Here is an 18561-nt window from a genome sequence, read left to right as displayed (position 1 = left end):
ATGCAGTATCCATCCTCACCGTTTGTAGCCCATCTTTCGCAGCAGAGCCCGCCGCTCATTACGGTCAGCGTCAGTCTCCATCCCTTTTGGCGGAAATCCGTCAATAACACCAACGACTCCCCAGCCCTTGTCCGTTGAAGCGACTATTACCTGTAGCGGATTGGCCGTAGCGCAATAGATCTGGCAGACTTCAGGACAGTTTTTTATGGGGTTCAGGACATTGATGGGAAAAGCCTCCCTCATGATAATGCAGAAAACATGGCCGGCACCGATGGCCTGCATGCTCGTTACGCAACTGTGAATCAGTTCGTCATCGTTTCCTTCCGTGCGAATCAGGCAAGGTCCGGATGCCTCTGTGAATGCAATGCCGAAACGCGCTTTCGGTACCGTGGCAACCATGATTTCATAGAGATCCTCCACCGTTTTGACGAAATGGGTCTGTCCAAGGATAAGGTTACATCCGTCGGGGATGTCTATCTTTACGGCGTGCATCTCAAGGTTCATACATTCCCCCTTTGGGATCGAGAAAATAGTTGTCATATTAAAATATTCTATCAACATCAGCCATAAGCAAATCAGCCGTTCTCTTACCAGTAAAGAAAAAGCCGCTACTTCCGTCAGTAGCGGCCCATCTTCCCGGTCAATAAAGAAACGTGTGAATAAAAAAAGGCTGCCCAAGACTGAGCAGCCCTCATGTAAAAAGCTATGGCAAAGGTTATTCAGTGATCTTGACTGCTGTCACGTAATATTCAGACTCGCCGAAACAGCTGGTTGGCACTCCCTTGTGCTGTTCGTAAACCAGGGATACTCTTTTTCCCATGGAACTGGTGATCTTCTGAGCGACAGCTTCTTCTCGTACGCTGAAAAGGAACTTTTCCGGCACTGCGCCCGGGACGGGAACCATGGATAGTTCACCTTCCCATGTCTTGCACAGCCATCCTTTACGTGAAAATTTCTGGATGTAACCTGCACGTTCCCCGCTTGAGTAACTCCAGGTCAAAGCAAACCAGGTATAGGCGAAAAAGCATCCTATCAACAGAAGCATTACTGCGGAAACCCATAAAGCTATTTTTGATCCTTTGATACCCATATTATGACTCCCAGGAAAAATTAGAGATATTTTCCGATGATGATATCCAGATTCGCCCTCGTTTGCGGGGGAATCACTGCCCTGTCGGTGATAACCGCATACTGCATGGCAGAAGCGCAACTACATTTTCTATCTCTGCCAATACGGCCGACGGCATTTTTGATTATGGCCTTTGCCATGGTAACGTTCTTTCGGACTATTTCCAGTATGGCATCAATGGATACGTCCTCATGGGATTCATCCAGCAGTCATAATCGGTAGCCAGAGCGATAACTCCGTAACAGATTTCTGCCTCCCTGGCCAGCTTGGCTTCGGGGACATTGGTCATTCCGATAATCGAGCGCCAAAAGAACGATACATGACAGATTCTGCCCGAGTTGAAAATGCCGGGCCCTCCATGCAGATGTAGGTTCCCCCCCGGTGAACAGTCGCGCCTACGGCCTGAGCTGCGGTATAGAGGCTGCCCGAAAGCTCGGAGCAGACCGGATCGGCAAACTGGGCATGGGCGACAATGCCATTGCCGAAAAAGGTATTGACACGGCTGACATTGGTGCGGTCTATAAACTGATCAGGTATGACAATATGGCCGGGAACGATTTCTTCCTTCATGCTCCCCACCGCTGAAACGGAAATCAGGTGTGTCACGCCCAGCTTTTTCATTCCGTATATATTTGCACGAAAATTGATCTCTGAAGCAGGAGCCGGTGCCCTTTGCCATGGCGTGGTAAAAAAACCATCCGCACTCCGTCCAGAGTACCGGTAATAAAATCGTCGGAAGGATCTCCAAATGGGGTTGTCATGGAAACACTTTGTACATCGGTCAGCCCATCCAGCTCATAAAGCCACTACCGCCAATTATACCTATTACCTGTTCGCTCATACCGCCTCCTTGAATTAATTGCAGCCAATAACAACGAAACCGGCTAAATGCTTCCTGCCGTCACCTTATCCAGTCGCCCTTTCAACTGCCCACATGCTGCGGAAATATCGCTGCCCCGACTTGAGCGGGTAATGACCGTCACATGCTTATCGAGAAGAAATTTGTGGAACCGGTCAATGGAGTCCTGCGTCGGTGTCCTCAGATCACAGCCTTCATGCTCATTGAATGGTATCAGATTCACCTTTGATGGGAATGTGCTGATGAGTCTCACCAGGCGCTTTGCATCGTCGAGCGAATCGTTGACCCCTTTGATCATCACGTATTCAACAGTTATCCAGCGTCGCGAAGGGAGAGGAAAAGCTTTGCAGGCGGCAAGAAGTTCCTTCAGGGGATAGCGACGGTTGACCGGCATGATCCTGTCACGGACCTCGTCGGTAGTGGCATTCAGGGAAATGGCAAGGTTTACCGTAACCGCTGCCCCCAGTTCTGCCATCTCGGGTACAAGGCCGGCTGTGGACAAGGTCACTTTGCGGGTTGAGAATTGAAAACCATCCGGATCGGTCAGAATGCGCAGGGCACCGATGACATTTTCAAGATTGGCCAAGGGTTCGCCCATCCCCATGAAAACGATGTTACGAACAGGCTCCTCCCGCTTGACGGCGCAGACCTGGTTGACAATCTCAGCAGTGGTTAGATTTCGCGTTAGCCTGAATGTGCCGGTAAGGCAGAACTCGCAGCCCATGGCACAGCCAACCTGGCTGGAAATGCAAAGGGTGTTGCGATCTTCATCGGGGATAAGCACCGATTCCACAGCATTGCCGTCTGACAAACGGAAGAGATACTTTTTTGTCCCGTCGGCAGAAGACTCCACCACCTCCGCTTCCAGGTTGCTGATCCGGGCAGTTTTTTCCAGTTCAGCCCTGAAATCCTTGGAGAGATTGGTCATCTGGGCGAATGAGGTGGTATTTTGCTGGTAAAGCCATTTGAAAATCTGTCTGGCCCGGAACCGCTCCTTGCCTTGACCGGTAATGTGGGCTTCCAGCTGGGACAGGGTAAAGTTTTTTATATCTACTTTTTCCATTACAAATATAAAAAAGCCCCTCAGGTCGAAGGGCTCTTTTCCTTACTTTATTTTAAAACCTACTAAACCAGTTCGAGGGAGCTGAAAAAGTACGGAATCTCAAATGCAGCAGATTCGGGGGAATCGGACCCATGAACGGTATTTTCTTCGATACTGACACCAAGATCCTTTCTGATTGTTCCGGCATCAGCATTGGCAGGGTTGGTGGCGCCCATCAATTCACGCCAGGCGGCAATGGCATTGTCTTTTTCAAGAGCAAGCACGATAACCGGGTTCCTGGACATGAAGGTGCAGAGGTCATTAAAGAAAGGACGCTCCTTGTGGACATAGTAAAAACCCTCGGCCTCTTGTTTTGTCAGGTGGATCTTTTTCATGCCGACAATTTTGAATCCTGCCCCTTCTATCCTATCGAGAACTTTGCCGGTGACATTTCTTTCCACGGCATCAGGTTTAATAATTGCAAATGTTCTTTCCATTCTTTCCTCCCTAGCATTATAGTAAACAGACCGTTTTCAATAACATTTTGTCTCAGGTATGTCAATGAACTTAATAGGCATAAATGAAAATAGCCTACAGAACTAGATTCTGTAGGCCATTTGGATCCAAACTGACTGAAGAAAAATTATTTCTTCTCAGCAGGAGCTGCCGGAGTTGCTTCAGGAGCTGCAGGAGCAGACTTAGCAGTCATAGGTTCCTGAACCGGAGCAGCAGCAGGAGCTTCAGTTTTTGCGGGCTCAACAGGAGCCTCTTCCTTCTTTTTGCAGCCAGCGGCGAAAGCAAGAGCCAAAGCCAGGCACAGTGCCAAAGAGATCAGTTTTTTCATTGACGATATCACCTCTTTTCTTTTTTGATTACCATTCTTGTGCGCATGGCGCATGGTTTTTTCGGTCACAACAAAGCGCAAATATACTATTAAAATTTCAAAAGTCAAGATTTTTTTAACTGTTTAAAATATATATTCTAAAACCCTACAGGCACGATGAAAGGGGCTGAAAGACTATAGATTGATGCAGACCATTTTTATATTTGTCATTTCTTCCATGGCATATTTTAGCCCTTCACGGCCAAGGCCACTCTCCTTGTTACCGCCATAGGGCATGTGATCCACACGGAAGGTGGGCACATCATTGATGATAACGCCCCCCACATCCAGCTTTTTGATTGCCTTGAATGCCTTGTTAATGTCGCGGGTATAGATACCGGCCTGAAGGCCGTAAACCGAGTCATCTGCCATCTCCAACGCTTCATCGAACGTGTCATAGGGCAGCACCGAAACAATGGGAGCGAAAACCTCGGAACACATCACCTTCATCTCCCTGGTAACGCCGGTAAGAATGGTCGGTTCCAGCAATTTCCGATCGCATTGCCACCCGCTGCCACCACAGCACCGAGATTTTTTGCTTCTTCAAGCCATTCCAGTGCCCGATTCAATTCTTTTGTCGTTATCATGGGACCGATATCCGAAGATTTGTCAAAGGGGTCCCCGACCTTAAGGGCACAGGTCGCCTCGACAAATTTGGCAATAAATTCATCGTAGCGATCTTTATGAACAAAGATACGCTGCACGGAGATGCAGACCTGCCCTGAGTTGGCAAAACTCCCGACGACACATCTCGATACGGCTTTATCCACATCACCGTCTTCTTCGATGATAGTCGGTGAATTTGAGCCAAGCTCCAGGGTCACCCTTTTCAGCCCGCTTCGGGATTTGATTCCACGCCCAACAGGGGGACTGCCGGTAAAGGTGATCATTGCAAGCCGGTCATCCTCCACCAGACGATTTCCGACAGTCGATCCACTGCCGATCAAGACATTAAGGGCTCCTGCAGGCAAGCCTGCTTCCATCAGCAATTCGGCAAGCTTGAGGGAGGTAAGCGGCGTTTTGGTAGCCGGCTTCAGCACCACGCATTGCCAGTAGCAATGGCCGGGGCAAGCTTGTGGGCCACCAGGTTCAGTGGGAAGTTAAAAGGAGTTATGGCTCCAATAATACCGATAGGAGTACGGATGTAAAAGCCGAAACGCCCTGCAGAAACTGCAGATGCATCCATTGGGACAATTTCACCATGGCTTGCCTTTGCCTCGATGGCTGCAAACTTGAAAGTTTCCGCACTTCGTTCGGCCTCGGCGACAGCATATTTCCAAGACTTTCCGGCTTCCCGTGCGATTATCCCGGCGATCTCATCCTTGTCCCGAAGAATTAATTCAGCTGTTTTCTCAAGAATATCGGAACGTTTATGGGCAGGCATAGCGGAAATCCGCTCGAAACCTTTAGCAGCAGCAATGATGGCAGCCTCCACATCTTCAGCAGTTGCCTCGGGGACCAACCCTATCAATGAATCATCAAACGGATTGATCACCTCAATACCGGTACGGTCATCCCCCAGCCATTCTCCGTCAATCAGCATTCTATAACGTTTGGCCATTAGCCCCCCCATCGTTAAACCTTGTAAATATTCGCCGAATATATTACATTGACAGCCAATTATCAACTGATAACAAGGAAACCACCGTGAACAACTCCAAACTTTCCGCTGCCGAAAAGAAGGCTCTCCTGAAAATAGCAAGGGATACAATTAACGAATTTATAACCGATGGCAAAATATCCAGGCTCGAAATATCGGACAAGGGTCTCCTCACACAGGCCGGATGCTTCGTCAGCATAAAAGCGAAAGGAACATTGCGCGGTTGTATTGGTAATTTTATCTCGGATAAGCCGCTGTTTCAACTGGTTCAAGAAATGGCCATTCTGCCGCAACCCGCGATCCACGCTTTTACCCCATGAAAGACGAAGACCTGGCCGATTACGATCTGGAGATCTCGGTGCTCTCCCCATTACAAAAGATCTCCTCCACGGAAGAGATTGAAGTGGGAAAACATGGTCTATACATAGAAAAGAACTTTTCCCGTGGCGTGCTGCTACCCCAGGTTGCAGTTGAGTTCGGCTGGGATCGCGAGACCTTTCTCCGGCAGACCTGCCTCAAGGCAGGACTGAAACAGGAAGGCTGGAAAGAGGGAACAGATATTTACATCTTTAGCGCCGAGGTATTCAGCGAAAAAGATGCATAAAGAGGCTTTTGTAGCTGTGGTTCGCCTCTGATTGCAACGATTGATCATAATAAAAAGGGAGATGCCGAAGCATCTCCCTTTTTTCCACCATATCTACAACCGGTTTAGAACTTGCGACCACCTTCAGCAGCCCACTTCTCGAGCATGTCGGTAGTAACAGATTTCGGACGCTCGATTGCGTAGCCGAGACCACGGTCCCAAGTGATGTTCGCCATGCAGCCAAGAGCGCGACCAACACCGAAAAGAACAGTATAGAAGTCCCACTCCTTGACGCCGTAGTACCACTGGATAACGCCGGACTGTGCATCGACGTTCGGCCAAGGATTTTTGGTCTTGCCGTGCTCGGTAAGAACACCGGGGGCGGTTTCAAAGATCATGGCTACCAGTTTGAACAGCGAATCGTCTTTCAGGCCCGGGGTGGCGAGGCAGAACTCACGCTGTGCTGTATAACGGGGGTCGGTTTTGCGGAGAACGGCATGACCATATCCCGGAACGACCTGGCCTGCATTGAGGGTATCCCACAGCGCCTTGGTAACGTTTTCTTTGGTGGGTTCGGCACCATTGAGCTTTTTCTGGAATTCCATGATCCAACCGAGAACTTCCTGGTTGGCAAGGCCGTGGAGCGGGCCGGCAAGACCGTTGAGGCCTGCGGAATATGCATAGTAAGGATCGGACAGAGCTGAATGAACAAGGTGAGTCGTGTGGGCAGAGACGTTGCCGGACTCATGGTCGGAATGGAGAATAAAGTACATACGGGCAACGTCTTTGTACTGGTCACTCTGACCGATCATGTGGGCGAAGTTTGCACCCATGTCGAGTTTCGGATCGATAGCGATCTGCTTGTCACCCTTGTACTTCAGGTTATAAATGAATGCAGCAACGATGGGGATACGGGCAACGATGTCGCTGGCATCCTCATACACGCTTTCCCAAGCTACCATTTTGTTGAACTTGCCTGAGTTGTAGAAAGCTGCGAATTTGGAATCCTTCTGCATGGCCATAATACCAACAGAAAGCATTACCATGGGGTGACTGTCTCTCGGCAGGGCACGGATAGCATCAAAGACATAGGAGGGCACGTTCTGGCGTGTTTTCCACTCGGCAACGACCTCATCTACCTGAGCCTGAGTAGGAACATCACCAGTCAAAAGGAAGTACCAGAAGGACTCAACTGTAGGATAGCTGAACCGGCAGCCTTCGGCAGTGCTTCGAAAGTCTCAGGGATCGTCTTGCCACGGAAACGGATGCCTTCCTGCGGATCAAGATAGGAAATATCGGTAACCAGGCTGCGAATGTCGCGGGCGCCGCCAATGCACTGGTCGATCGTCACCTGATCGATTATTACTTTACCGAATTCTTTGGTCAGCCTGGTGGTCCGGGGACGGTGGGCTTCAATCTTCTGCTTCAGGGTGTCCTTAAGTGCCATGGTGTTTGCTCTCCTTGTCTTTTGGGGTGATAAATTAAATGATATGAACATTACAACCGAAAGTTGCCTGGCAGCTACTACCTCCTTTCATGCACTGAAAGCTAAGAAACTTGGCAATTTGGGTTAGATTGCAACGAATAATTAAGTACAGGAAACAGCCAGGAGAAAGACACGATAAAACTTCTGCTGCTCATTATAAAATATACTGTATACAATTTGGCTAAGACTTATATCACCCCGCAGTGCAGATTTCAACAAAAAAAATATGCAATTAAGTTATTTTCATAAGATTGTCAATTCTTCACTGGAAAAGGTCAGCTGTTTAAGACCTGACTCGGTGAGATAGAAGGTATTTTCGATGCCGACAGCACCTTCTCCGGCAAAAACCACCTTAGGTTCAAAAGCAAAGGCCATTCCAGGTTCCATGACCATATCGTCGAATCCCTTGGCTATAAAAGGATACTCATCGATTTCGACACCAAGCCGTGCCCTATGAAGCTGACCTGTGCCCCTTTGTTTCCCATGAAGGTGTCGGCATACCCCAATTTGAAGGCAAGAGCCAGACATTCTTCGTATATGAGCCCCCACGAGGGTCTCTCGGGTACCAACTCCATCATCCTTGCCTGTATCTTCAGCATGTCATCATAGCCCTTTTTCATTCTGTCAGACAGGTGACCGATGGCGAAGATCCTGGTCTGATCCACCAGGTAACCATCACAGCAGCCGGCAAAATCAACGATGACGGGCTCGTTCCTTTCGATCCGCTTGTAGCCTGCGCTCTGGCTGAAACTGGTATTGAGCCCCATCCCACCAAGTGGTGTGTCCAGATAGGTAGGCACAGCCGCATCGGTGCCGGAAAAGACATGGCCGAAGAGCATCACCCCATTGAAGGCCCGCATGCGCACCAATCCCTGATGCCCCTCTTTCCGTGCCACATATTCAAGCTCGGCAGCAAGATCCAGATCGGTCATCCCCTCGCGAAGCACATCCTTGACCCGGCGATTGACCCTGTCCACCTGTTCAGCCGCATCCTGCAGGAGATGTATCTCATAGTGGCTCTTGATCATGCGGACCTTGCGTACAATTGGCGTGGCATCGCTGAATCTGGCCTCTGGAAAGACTTTTTCGTAGCGGGCAAAGAAATTCACGGGAAGGACGTCCAGCTCCATGCCAACGCTAGCAGGTAATGGGTAGCCGTGGGCGGCCAGGACGGAGGGAATATCCTTCATGGAGCCGAAGGGAACAACATGTTTCAGGCCACATTCCATGCGAGCCCGCATTAAATCCTTTCTCACCATGTAAACAGGCTCACCCTCAACTGGAATATACAGATTGCCGTTCTGGATGGTGCCGGTAAAGTAGAACAGGTCCGCATTCTGCAGTATTATGACCGCATCGAGCCCCTGTGCTGCCATGTGGTGTTGAAGTTTTTTATATCGATACTCAAGCTCTGTTGCCGGTGTAAGTCGCATTTACACTTCCTTGAAATTAATGTTGTGACACATGCTGTTTTTCCCTTGCCTCACGCAGCAGCTTGCGCTTTTTTCGCCCACCGAGAAACGTTTCTTCAACGATAATGGCAATGAAACAGAGAATAAAAAGAAAAAATATTACACCCAGCGCCGTTTCCCTCACACTATGCTCCTTTATAACGGTATTCGCCCGTGAATAGCCTATCAGCCTTTGGCATCTTCCAGCTGCAGTTCCTTGATTGCCATCTCCCGCAGCTTGAATTTCTGAATCTTGCCACTGGCTGTCATGGGATAGCTGTCGACGAACTTGACATACTTGGGGATTTTATAGTTGGCAATCCGGCCTCTGCAGAAATCCTTCACCTCATCCTCAGTCATGATTTCACCCTTTTTGAGAATGACCGCCGCCATGACCTGTTCGCCGAATTTGCGGTCAGGCACACCGTATATCTGCACGTCGGAGATCTTCGGATGGGTATAGAGATACTCTTCGATCTCCTTGGGATAGATGTTTTCGCCGCCACGGATGATCATCTGTTTGATCCGGCCGGTAATCTTGCAATAGCCGCTCTCATCCATTACCGCCAGATCACCGGTATGCAGCCAGTCGTCCCTGTCGATGACTTTGGCCGTCTCCTCCGGCATTTTGTAATAACCTTTCATGACCATATAGCCCCGGGCACACAGCTCCCCCTGCTTTCCAGGCGGCAGAGTTGCGCCGGTTTCTATATCGACAATCTTTACCTCGGCACCGGGAAGCGCCCTTCCCACAGTTGCGACCCGCAATTCGACAGGATCATCGGTGCGGCTCTGGGTGATACCGGGAGAGGATTCGGTCTGACCAAAAACAATGGTGATGTCTCTCATGTTCATGTCCTTGACAACCCGTTTCATGACCTCGATCGGGCAGACGGACCCAGCCATAATGCCGGTACGAAGGGTCGAGAGGTCGAACTTGCTGAAGTCCGGGTGCTCCAATTCGGCAATAAACATGGTGGGAACACCATGAACCGCCGTACAGCGCTCTTTCTCAATGGTCTGCAGCACCTTCAGCGGATCGAAGAGTTCCACAGGCACCATTGTCGTGCCATGGGTGACGCTGGCCATAACTGCCAGAACAGAGCCGAAGCAGTGGAAAAACGGTACAGGAATGCAAAGACGGTCCCGTTCTGTAAATTTCATGCACTCGCCGATGTTGAAACCGTTGTTGACCAGATTGTGGTGAGTCAGCATAACACCCTTGGGAAAGCCGGTTGTGCCTGAAGTATACTGCATGTTTATGGTGTCATGGATGTCCAGTGTCGACTCTACAGCAGCGAGTTCAGCATCGCTGACATCCTTCCCCCCTTCCACAAGACTATGGAAATTAAGCATGCCGGAAGGGGTCCCATCACCAATATAAACAAGGTTTTTCAGGAAAGGAAGTTTGGGCGTATGGACGCGTCCATTATCGGCTGTAGCCAGCTCTGGCACCACTTCTCCCAGGGTTGCCACATAATCCGTATCTTTCCACGATTTGACCAGGAACAGCGTAGTTGAATCGGACTGATTGAGAAGATATTCAAGTTCTGCCGATTTGTAAGCGGTGTTAACCGTAACCAGGACAGCACCAATCTTGGCCGTGGCAAATTGGAGTATTACCACTCCGGGACGTTGTAGGCCCAGATGGCCACATTCTCTCCCTTCCGGATGCCGAGCTTCAAAAGCCCTTGGCCACCTGGCGGCAGACTTCATTGAACTGTCGATAGCTGTAGCGCAAGCCCAGCTCAGGGTAAACCAAGGCATCGTTATCAGGATAGGTGGCGGCGATGTGGTCCAGTAGACCACCAATGGTAAAATCAAGCTGGGTCGACATAATATCCTCCTGTTTAACCATATCAAACACAAGTTTAATCAATTTAACTTATTGATTTAAAAAGGGATTTACCACTTATCACAGCATTTATGACAAGTCAAGAAGTTTAAGGCTATAAACTTATCAAGATTTGCTGCCGCTTTCTTCGGCATTCTGTTACAGACACTATTTATCATTACCCTTTTTTCCCCAATTCACATATTATCAACAGGTGTTATCAACAGCGTTTGTGGAACAGCACCATCAGCAATAGCTAGTGTCCCGTGGCGGTTAAGTTCACCGCAAGAGTTCTGAGGGATTTTGGTTCCTGGCAAGGCGCGGCGACGCAGGCCTGGCAGTGCCTAAACCAAGGAGACGCAACGCAGCCAGGTGCCAAAAGAGCCGGAATTATAAGGAATGATTAACCGATCGGGACACAAGTGAGGGGACTATGAAAACGATCCTTGTTATAGAGGATGAGCGGGATCTGGCAGAATTGATAGCCTTCAACCTGGAAAAGGAAGGTTTCCGCTGCCTGCGGGAAGCCGATGGGACCTCGGGACTCGAAACGGCACGCAGTGAATTGCCGGATCTGATACTACTCGATCTGATGCTGCCTGGTCTCATGGGCACAGAAATCTGCAAGATACTTAAGAAAAACGAAAAAACCGCCACCATTCCCATCATGATGCTGACAGCGCGCGGTGAAGAGATCGACAGGGTTGTTGGGTTCGAGGTGGGAGCCGACGACTATATCGTCAAGCCGTTCTCCATCAGGGAGCTGCTTCTGCGGATCAGAGCCGTTCTGCGGCGTGCCGCTCCCGCCGCACCAGCCTGCAAACTGGTCATAGGCCCGGTGCATATGGATACCGAACGTCACCAGGTTCTCATTGAAGACGAAGAAATTACCCTTACTACAACCGAATTCAAGCTGCTCCTCAACCTGGTCGAACGCCGCGGCCGGGTGCAGAGCAGAGAAACGCTGCTCCAGGACGTCTGGGGGTATAACTACGTGGGTGACACACGGACCGTAGATACCCACGTGACAAGGCTAAGGACCAAACTGGGGCAGGCAGGAGAAATGATCAAGACCATCAGGGGCTTCGGTTACAAGATGGAGGAGCAATGAGAGCAAGCTTCCGCCTGAAACTGATGCTCTCCTACCTCTGCCTGGTTCTGCTCATGGGGGCAATCATTTATGCATATCTTAACAATGCCCTGGAAAGATACGTGCTGGCGGAAATCAGAAACAACCTGATCAGCGAAACAAAGCTGGCTGCCCTAATGGCCGACAAGTCAGGAGAAAACCTGCACCGGGATGCACCTGCCATTGCTGCAACTGTCGGCAAAGAGATCAAGGCCAGGGTCACCATCATCTCCAGCGACGGTCAGGTAGTCGGTGATTCCGAAGTCAGCCCCGTTCAGCTCAAAGACCTGGAAAATCACCTTTATCGACCGGAAGTACAGGCATCGCTAAAAGATGGCACCGGTACCGCCATTCGTTATTCATCGACCCTGCAGATGCCCATGCTATATGTTGCCCGCCCCTTGGCCCTTAAAAATGGGGAAACGGCTACTTTAAGACTCGCCCTGCCCTTGGCCCAGCTCCAGAAAGCACGTTCCCACATGCACCTGATGCTGGGCATTGCTTTATTCCTGGCAGTCCTGGCAGCCCTCTTTTTCAGTTACGTCATGTCCAACATTACCTCACGCTCCCTGCGCACCATATCCGCCATCGCAGCCAGAATCGGCAAGGGAGAATACGGTCTCAGGGTTCCCAGGGAAAGCAGCGATGAGGTGGGAGAACTGGCCGTGGTGATGAATGACATGTCGGAGAGGATCGAGGCCCAGTTGTCAAGCATTCTGGCAGAAAGAAACAGGCTTGACACTATTCTTCGCGGCATGGGCGAGGGGTTGATGGTGACAGACGCCCAAGGCATTATTACCCTGGTCAATCCGGCCTTCCGCAAGGTGTTTTCCGTCGATGAAGATGTTGAAGGCAGGCCCCTGATCGAGGTGAGCAGGCAACCAGCCCTCCATGCCGCCTACAGAAAGATCATGGCCGATGGTATCGAACGGCAGGAAGAGATGAGTCTGAACGGGGAAAAGGACGGCAATATCCTGACCCACTGGGTACCGCTCATTGACGGCAACAGACTTACTGGAGTAGTGGCGGTTTTTCACGACATATCCGACCTGAAGAGGCTGGCCGCTACCCGTCGGGATTTTGTGGCCAACGTCTCCCATGAGCTGAGAACCCCGGTCTCCGTCATCCAGGGGTATGCAGAAACCCTCCTGGCTGGTGCTCTGGAAAGTGACCCCGACCGGGCACGCAGGTTCATTCAAGTAATACATAATCATGCGGAGCGACTATCAGCTTATCGCCGACCTGTTGACCCTGTCCGAGCTTGAGTCCGGCAAGGTCCTTCTTGAAACTCACCCCCTGAACCTCCGGTCGGCAGTAAAGCAGGCAATGTCCCTTCTCAATCAGAGGGCAACTGACAAGGGAATAACCCTGGATATAGAGACTGTCGAGGCAAGCCAATTTGTCCTTGCCGACAAGGGGAAGCTGGATCAGGTACTGGTCAACCTGCTGGATAATGCGATCAAATACACCCCTGACAATGGCAAGGTAACAGTCACTGCCGAGGATGAGGCAGAAATGCTGAAAATATCCGTGACTGACACCGGCCTGGGTATTCCAGCCAAGGACCTGCCCCGGATCTTTGAACGTTTTTACCGTGTCGATGAAGCGCGAAGCCGTGACAAGGGGGGAACCGGTCTCGGACTTTCCATAGTAAAGCACATTGTACAGTCTCACGGCGGCATGATCTCGGTAAAAAGCATCCCGGGAGAGGGATCGACCTTTTCATTCACCTTGAAGAAAGGCGGCAAATAAAAAAAAGGACCGGCTTGTTATGCCTGGTCCTTTTTTATGCCTTTTTTACAGGTGACGCCAATCCTGTTGTCAGCTCAACATCTCCCGAACCTTATCCACCATGTTGCGAGCTATGAAAGGCTTGCGGATGAATCCGTCGGCTCCGGAATCGGTTACCAGGCGGGCCAGTTCATCCGCCGGCTTCGATGAGAGCAAAAGGATCGGAATACTTTTGGTCTGGGGATTGTCCTTGAGCATTTTTGCCTTTTTGTCCCCGTCGAGGATAGGCAACATCACATCGAGAATAATCAAATCCGGTTTTTTCTCGGAGTGAATGTATTTATCCGCAGCCTTTGCATTGGGTGCAGTAATAACCGTGAAACCACCCTCTTCAAGGGCATCGCTGGCCATGGCCACCACGATCTCGCTGTCATCCACGACCAGGACCGTCTTCTTTTTCATCACTTTCCTCCACCCTTCCTTGTTGCATTGCAAACGTTATTTTATTAACGCTACAGGAACTCCACAAAGTAGTCAAGGTCCTTGTGAAACGTCTCCTCCAGACGCCATAGGATAGCATTAGGTTTTTTCAAGGACAAGGTTGTTTTTCAGATGTATCCACAGCACAGAAATGAATCTGATTTCTCTTGACCCGCCGTTCCCCTCCCATTAGACTCTGCATGGCAAAACAGAACCAGTGGCAGATATTGCGGGAAGAAATAAGGAGGCAGTACGAGCTGTTCGACAGCCTGACCCTGCGTTGCATCGAGGAGTACAGCAATTCCGGCAAACGTATCCATTGCGGGAAAGGATGCTGCGAATGCTGCAATCTGGCCGTGAACAGCACCTATAGCGAAGCGTTCTGTGTGGCGGAAATCCTGACGGAAGCACAGACCGCACTGATTAAAGCCCACGCCGAGAAGCTTCTGAAGCACATCGCGGGAGTGTCGGACCTGAAATCGTACCTGAGCATGCAGCGCAAAACTATCGGCTTCTGTCCGCTGCTCACCGACGACAGGGCCTGCGGCGTCTATGGGCAAAGACCTTTTTCATGCCGCTCATTACTCTCAACCATGGATAATGTCTGGTGCGCTACTGACTTTGCCCTGCTCTCCCCAGCCGAAAAAATTGCCTTTATGGAGAGTCTTGACCGGCAGGCGGTCGCTTTTCCCATGCACTACCTGGCAGCAAGCCGGGACCTGGGACAGCAGTTTGAATCCCGGTCGGCATTGGCCCTGGCGGCCACCTTCGGTTTCACCCTGTCCGGCAACCTTCCCTTTCTCATCTATCTGGAAAAGGAATATGGACTCGGCAGCATCATGTGCCATGGCTACAGCGTCACCATGGACTTTCTGCACCAGGCCGGCCTTTTCAACCCCTTCCTGGTCACGGTGGAAAAGATCTAAGGTCTATTCCTCCTCGATGGTACTTCTCAATCGTCTTGCCCCGCGCCTGCGTTCCTCTCTCTGCGTCCGGGCCGGAACTGCCACCGTTGGCGGACCGGGCGGTGCGGCCTGCAACTGTGCACCCGCGCCTGGAGCAGCAGGTGCAGCTGCCGGAGCCGACGAAGGAACCGGCTGATTAGAAGGCTGATCCTTTTGCTCCGGGCCCAGGTTCAATACCTTTGCCTTCGCCCTGTATCGGGCTGGAATCTCAACCGTACTGTTCGTATAGTGAGTGGTCCCCTTTGAATCCTTCCAGGCGTAAATTTCACCTTGGGCAGAGGATGCGACCAACACCAGCATAATCAGCAACTTTTTCACCATTTCCCCCTCGTCTTGATCTTCCCCATTAATAGATAAAAAAAGCCTGCTGTTCAATGTAATTTTCGCAAAAGAAAGGTTTAATGACTGAAAAGAAGAGCCGACTGGTTTTTCAGCCGGCTCTTTGCAGTTTTGGGAAACGCTTGCCGGATGAAAAGCGTCAAGAGCCGCCTTTGATCATGACAGCAGTGAACGCCGCCCAGCCAAGCACCGCAATTGTTGTCACCGCACAGATAAGCGCCAGCAGATGATGGAAAGAATTCTCCCGGCGCCGTTCCCCATAGCCGAGAAGCTTTCCCAGCACAATGCCGCCAAGGATCCCGCCGCCGTGTCCCCAGTTGTTGATGCCCGGCATCACCAGCCCGAAAAGGACCAGCCCCACCACCCAACCGCTCACCTCCCGGTAAACGGCTGCGCCGTAGGTTCCACCCCGGCTTTTGCCGAAATAGAGCAAGGCTCCGATCAGACCGCAGATTGCCGCCGAGGCGCCGATGGTAAAAGGGACACCGACGATGTATGAGACCCAGAATCCACAGACACCCCCCAGGGTGTAGATGATGAACATGCGGCTGGAGCCATATTCCTGAATCACCCAGGGAGAAATCTGGCGCAGGGCCATCAGGTTGAAAAATATATGGAGGATGCCGCCGTGGAGATAGTTGGCGGAAACCAGGGACCAGAGGCGGCCAAAACGGTCGATGGGAATGGTACCGGTTGCGCCCATGAGCATCAGGCCTGTCTGGTTGGGTGACAGCATGCTGAACGGGTTCCCTGTCGGCTGGAGTCCCCCCATGAGCAGAGAAAGCAGATAGAAAGCGATATTGGCAGTTATTATGGCTTTGACCAGCCAGTCCCCGTCAAGGGCGCCCCTGGTCCAGGCAGATATGCGCCACAGGCCTTTGGGTCGCGGAGTACCGCACCAGGAACAGGAGGATTCGCTGCTGCCGATCAGGCGCCGGCAGCGTGGACAAAGCATGGCTCGTTGCGACATTTCCACCTCAAAGAACTTTTTGCGCAATATAGCTGCATAAGCCCATAAGGTCAAATCTAGAGTGGCATGCTCATCTCCTCCACACACACAAGAGCCTCAAGGGCATCGACCAACCTGCTGTTAAAGGAGTCCTTCATCTCCTGCCTGATTATGTTGATGGAGATGTGGGGGGGCAGAGCCTTGCGACCGGTACGATCTATGGTCAGCGAGCAATACAGATCGCAGAGGGCGCAAACCTGGGCACTGCGCGGAATAAGCGCTGCCTTGAGGCCATTGGGATAGCCAGTGCCGTTATTCCGCTCGTGGTGAAAGCGGACGACGTCCAGGGAAACTTCACTGAGCCGTGTTTTCTCCTTCAGATACCGGTACCCCTCCTCCGGATGCTTCTTGAACTGAGCAATTTCAGTCTCCGTCAGCTTCCCGGACTTGTTCAGGATCTCCTGGGGAACGAAGATCTTTCCGAAATCATGGAGCAGGGTGCCGATGCCCACGTCTTCCAGTTCGTCACGTGAAAGAAGATAAACTTCCGAATGGAGCAGAATTGAAAGGGCCGTCACCTGCAGACTATGGACAAAGGTATGGTAGTTATAGGACATGACCGTTTCCAGGGAGCGCAAGGCTTCTTTGTCATTGGACAGATAGAGCAGAAGATTTTCGATGAGGCGCCGGCTCCGGTCAAAATCCTCCACCTTCTCAGGATGTTGAAAAAGGTCTCCGACGAAATTGATGGAGGTCTGGTAAATGATCTTGCCTTTGGTCTTACTGTCAAATGTATCGCTCTTCAATAACCGCTCGGCATTATTTTCCATGTAGTCGGTGATAACCTCCAGGTCAGCCGGCCTCACATAGAGACAGTCAACGCTGTTGCCCATGAGCCTGGCGGCATCTTCCCGATCAAAATTTCGTCCATGGCTCTTATACAGCACATAGTTGTTGCCGCTTTTCAAAAACAGGGCAACGTCAGGAAAAATTTCTGGTTCAATGCTCTCAATTGCTACCGGAACATAGAATTCTCCCATCCTTCCACCTCCACAGATCTTCGCCGGCTTTCTTTCCGGCCATTTGCCTTACCTTATCGGCAGGAGGGGCGGACAGCTCAAGGATCTGAATATGGATTGCCCCCTTTTAAGCATTGCCGGCGCCGTCACTGCTTGTCCCGGAACTCCACCACATTGCCGGAAGGGGAAAATGTTCCTTTGCGCCTGTTTTCTCCACCGCTGAAGACAAGATAGCCGTACTTGCCATAGTGGGTAATCTTGAGGGCATATTTTTGTGCCGCATCCCGGGAAAGGGGGAGCAAAAGAGCTGCCAGCTTGCCCACCGCCAACGGGTGCTGCGTAACGACGAAAAGCAGGTCGTAAAAATCCTTGTAGCGGATGTCATCTATGGTGAATTCTTTCGGCGCGGCCTTGATCCCCGCGGGAAAATCCAGTGAGAGATGTTTTTGCTGCGGAACGCCGCAGAAAAGGAGATCGTGGTCGGCAAGGCGTACTTTCCCCGGGTTCTTCTCGGTTACTATCGGCGCCCCGCCCTGCCCCATGGATTCAAGAAGGTCATGAAGTGTCCCCTCATCCGCCTGACAGTTGTCGGTCACCACCAGGGCAACATCCTTTGCCCCCTTGATCAGGTTTACCGTCGGTGGAAGTTCTTCGGCCGAGAGGATGCGGAAGACGTCGGCGCCAGGATCAAGAATGATCCTTTTGGGACGGTAGCGGACCGGCAGATTGAAAGCCGTCCTCTTCTTACTTAACACAAGATTCCTCTGGACATTCCCCCGTTCGGTCTCAACCAGAAGCGGCAGGGTAAGCTCATAGACCGGGGAGGCTTCCTGGACAATGGTACCGGATAGTTGCCACCCTCCCCCCTTGCGCCTGCGGGTGACCTTGTCAAAGGAGAGTGCCGGCCCGCCGGATCTGGTCAGCCACTGTCCCATGAAAGGGCCCAGGTCCTGCCCCGAGGTTTTGGAAAAGGCACGGATAAAGTCGCTCCAGGTTGCTGCTCTGAATAAATAATCTTTGTTCAATGTTTTAAGAGCACGAAAGAACGCCCTGTCGCCGATCCTGGTTCTGACCATGTGAAA

General features: G+C 51.2%; 15 protein-coding genes and 6 pseudogenes. 5 read left to right on the top strand and 16 right to left on the bottom strand.

The features are described 5' to 3' along the window. Positions 1-15 precede the first annotated feature (15 nt). From JCM15764_RS08810 to JCM15764_RS08780, 7 genes and pseudogenes are all read right to left on the bottom strand, one after another. Positions 16-504, bottom strand: a complete 489-nt coding sequence (locus tag JCM15764_RS08810) for an adenosine-specific kinase (RefSeq protein WP_054694791.1) — start codon at positions 502-504, stop codon at positions 16-18. Positions 505-715: 211 nt separating this feature from the next. Further along, positions 716-1045 carry a DUF8785 domain-containing protein gene (locus JCM15764_RS30605; RefSeq protein ID WP_500778428.1) on the bottom strand — a complete coding sequence of 110 codons (330 nt, stop codon included), beginning with the start codon at positions 1043-1045 and terminating at the stop codon, positions 716-718. 65 nt (positions 1046-1110) lie between these two features. Continuing rightward, positions 1111-1970: pseudogene (mtnP, locus tag JCM15764_RS08800) on the bottom strand (S-methyl-5'-thioadenosine phosphorylase). A gap of 43 nt (positions 1971-2013) precedes the next feature. Continuing rightward, complete coding sequence (rlmN, locus tag JCM15764_RS08795; RefSeq protein WP_054694788.1) at positions 2014-3051, bottom strand: dual-specificity RNA methyltransferase RlmN; 1038 nt, start codon at positions 3049-3051, stop codon at positions 2014-2016. A 62-nt stretch (positions 3052-3113) separates the two neighbouring features. Then, a complete protein-coding gene (gene ndk, locus JCM15764_RS08790) occupies positions 3114-3527 on the bottom strand; it encodes a nucleoside-diphosphate kinase (RefSeq protein ID WP_054694785.1) in 414 nt (137 codons plus the stop codon). A 146-nt stretch (positions 3528-3673) separates the two neighbouring features. Next, complete coding sequence (locus tag JCM15764_RS08785; RefSeq protein WP_230198984.1) at positions 3674-3982, bottom strand: hypothetical protein; 309 nt, start codon at positions 3980-3982, stop codon at positions 3674-3676. A 66-nt stretch (positions 3983-4048) separates the two neighbouring features. After that, positions 4049-5456 (bottom strand): annotated as a pseudogene (locus JCM15764_RS08780) (aldehyde dehydrogenase family protein). 179 nt (positions 5457-5635) lie between these two features. On the opposite strand from JCM15764_RS08780, the pseudogene amrA reads away from it, so the two are divergent. Beyond that, positions 5636-6117, top strand: a pseudogene (amrA, locus tag JCM15764_RS08775) (AmmeMemoRadiSam system protein A). A 104-nt stretch (positions 6118-6221) separates the two neighbouring features. Here amrA and JCM15764_RS08770 read toward each other — a convergent pair. From JCM15764_RS08770 to JCM15764_RS08760, 4 genes and pseudogenes are all read right to left on the bottom strand, one after another. Further along, a pseudogene (locus JCM15764_RS08770) lies at positions 6222-7543 on the bottom strand (citrate (Si)-synthase). A gap of 282 nt (positions 7544-7825) precedes the next feature. Beyond that, positions 7826-9015 (bottom strand): annotated as a pseudogene (locus JCM15764_RS08765) (M24 family metallopeptidase). A 16-nt stretch (positions 9016-9031) separates the two neighbouring features. Continuing rightward, complete coding sequence (locus tag JCM15764_RS22545; RefSeq protein ID WP_012648620.1) at positions 9032-9178, bottom strand: hypothetical protein; 147 nt, start codon at positions 9176-9178, stop codon at positions 9032-9034. Between the two features lie 41 nt (positions 9179-9219). Then, positions 9220-10870 (bottom strand): annotated as a pseudogene (locus JCM15764_RS08760) (AMP-binding protein). A 430-nt stretch (positions 10871-11300) separates the two neighbouring features. On the opposite strand from JCM15764_RS08760, the gene JCM15764_RS08755 reads away from it, so the two are divergent. Genes JCM15764_RS08755 through JCM15764_RS28060 form a run of 3 tightly spaced genes read left to right on the top strand, consistent with a single transcriptional unit; the run spans position 11301 to position 13748 of the window. Next, entirely contained in the window at positions 11301-11978 is a 678-nt protein-coding gene (locus JCM15764_RS08755) for a winged helix-turn-helix domain-containing protein (RefSeq protein WP_054694783.1), read from the top strand. Continuing rightward, positions 11975-13261 (top strand): histidine kinase dimerization/phospho-acceptor domain-containing protein, encoded by a 1287-nt coding sequence (locus JCM15764_RS08750; protein ID WP_369412287.1) that lies wholly within the window; start codon positions 11975-11977, stop codon positions 13259-13261. The genes JCM15764_RS08755 and JCM15764_RS08750 overlap by 4 nt, the downstream gene beginning before the upstream one ends. Further along, positions 13209-13748, top strand: a complete 540-nt coding sequence (locus JCM15764_RS28060; RefSeq protein ID WP_369412285.1) for a sensor histidine kinase — start codon at positions 13209-13211, stop codon at positions 13746-13748. The genes JCM15764_RS08750 and JCM15764_RS28060 overlap by 53 nt, the downstream gene beginning before the upstream one ends. A gap of 69 nt (positions 13749-13817) precedes the next feature. On the opposite strand, the gene JCM15764_RS08745 is transcribed toward JCM15764_RS28060, so the two are convergent. Then, entirely contained in the window at positions 13818-14189 is a 372-nt protein-coding gene (locus tag JCM15764_RS08745) for a response regulator (protein ID WP_054694780.1), read from the bottom strand. A gap of 218 nt (positions 14190-14407) precedes the next feature. Here JCM15764_RS08745 and JCM15764_RS08740 point away from each other — a divergent pair, with 218 nt between their 5' ends. Next, on the top strand, positions 14408-15133 hold the full coding sequence (locus tag JCM15764_RS08740; RefSeq protein WP_054694777.1) for a hypothetical protein: 726 nt from the start codon (positions 14408-14410) through the stop codon (positions 15131-15133). A gap of 3 nt (positions 15134-15136) precedes the next feature. On the opposite strand, the gene JCM15764_RS08735 is transcribed toward JCM15764_RS08740, so the two are convergent. The 4 genes from JCM15764_RS08735 to JCM15764_RS22540 all read right to left on the bottom strand — a co-directional run bounded on the left by JCM15764_RS08735 (position 15137) and on the right by JCM15764_RS22540 (position 18555). Further along, positions 15137-15493: a DUF4124 domain-containing protein gene (locus JCM15764_RS08735; protein ID WP_054694774.1), complete on the bottom strand. Its 357-nt coding sequence runs from the start codon at positions 15491-15493 to the stop codon at positions 15137-15139. Positions 15494-15650: 157 nt separating this feature from the next. Continuing rightward, complete coding sequence (locus JCM15764_RS08730; protein ID WP_012648627.1) at positions 15651-16481, bottom strand: rhomboid family intramembrane serine protease; 831 nt, start codon at positions 16479-16481, stop codon at positions 15651-15653. Positions 16482-16537: 56 nt separating this feature from the next. Further along, positions 16538-17500, bottom strand: a complete 963-nt coding sequence (locus JCM15764_RS08725; protein ID WP_054694771.1) for an HD-GYP domain-containing protein — start codon at positions 17498-17500, stop codon at positions 16538-16540. Between the two features lie 125 nt (positions 17501-17625). After that, the gene (locus JCM15764_RS22540; protein WP_243688633.1) at positions 17626-18555 is read right to left on the bottom strand and encodes a M1 aminopeptidase family protein; all 930 of its coding nucleotides are present in this window, start codon (positions 18553-18555) and stop codon (positions 17626-17628) included. Positions 18556-18561: the final 6 nt, after the last annotated feature.

Origin of the sequence: Geotalea toluenoxydans JCM 15764 (assembly GCF_001311985.1) — a bacterium.
In the GTDB taxonomy this organism is placed as follows: Bacteria; Desulfobacterota; Desulfuromonadia; order Geobacterales; family Geobacteraceae; genus Geotalea; species Geotalea toluenoxydans.
This window is presented reverse-complemented; position numbering and strand designations above follow the sequence as displayed.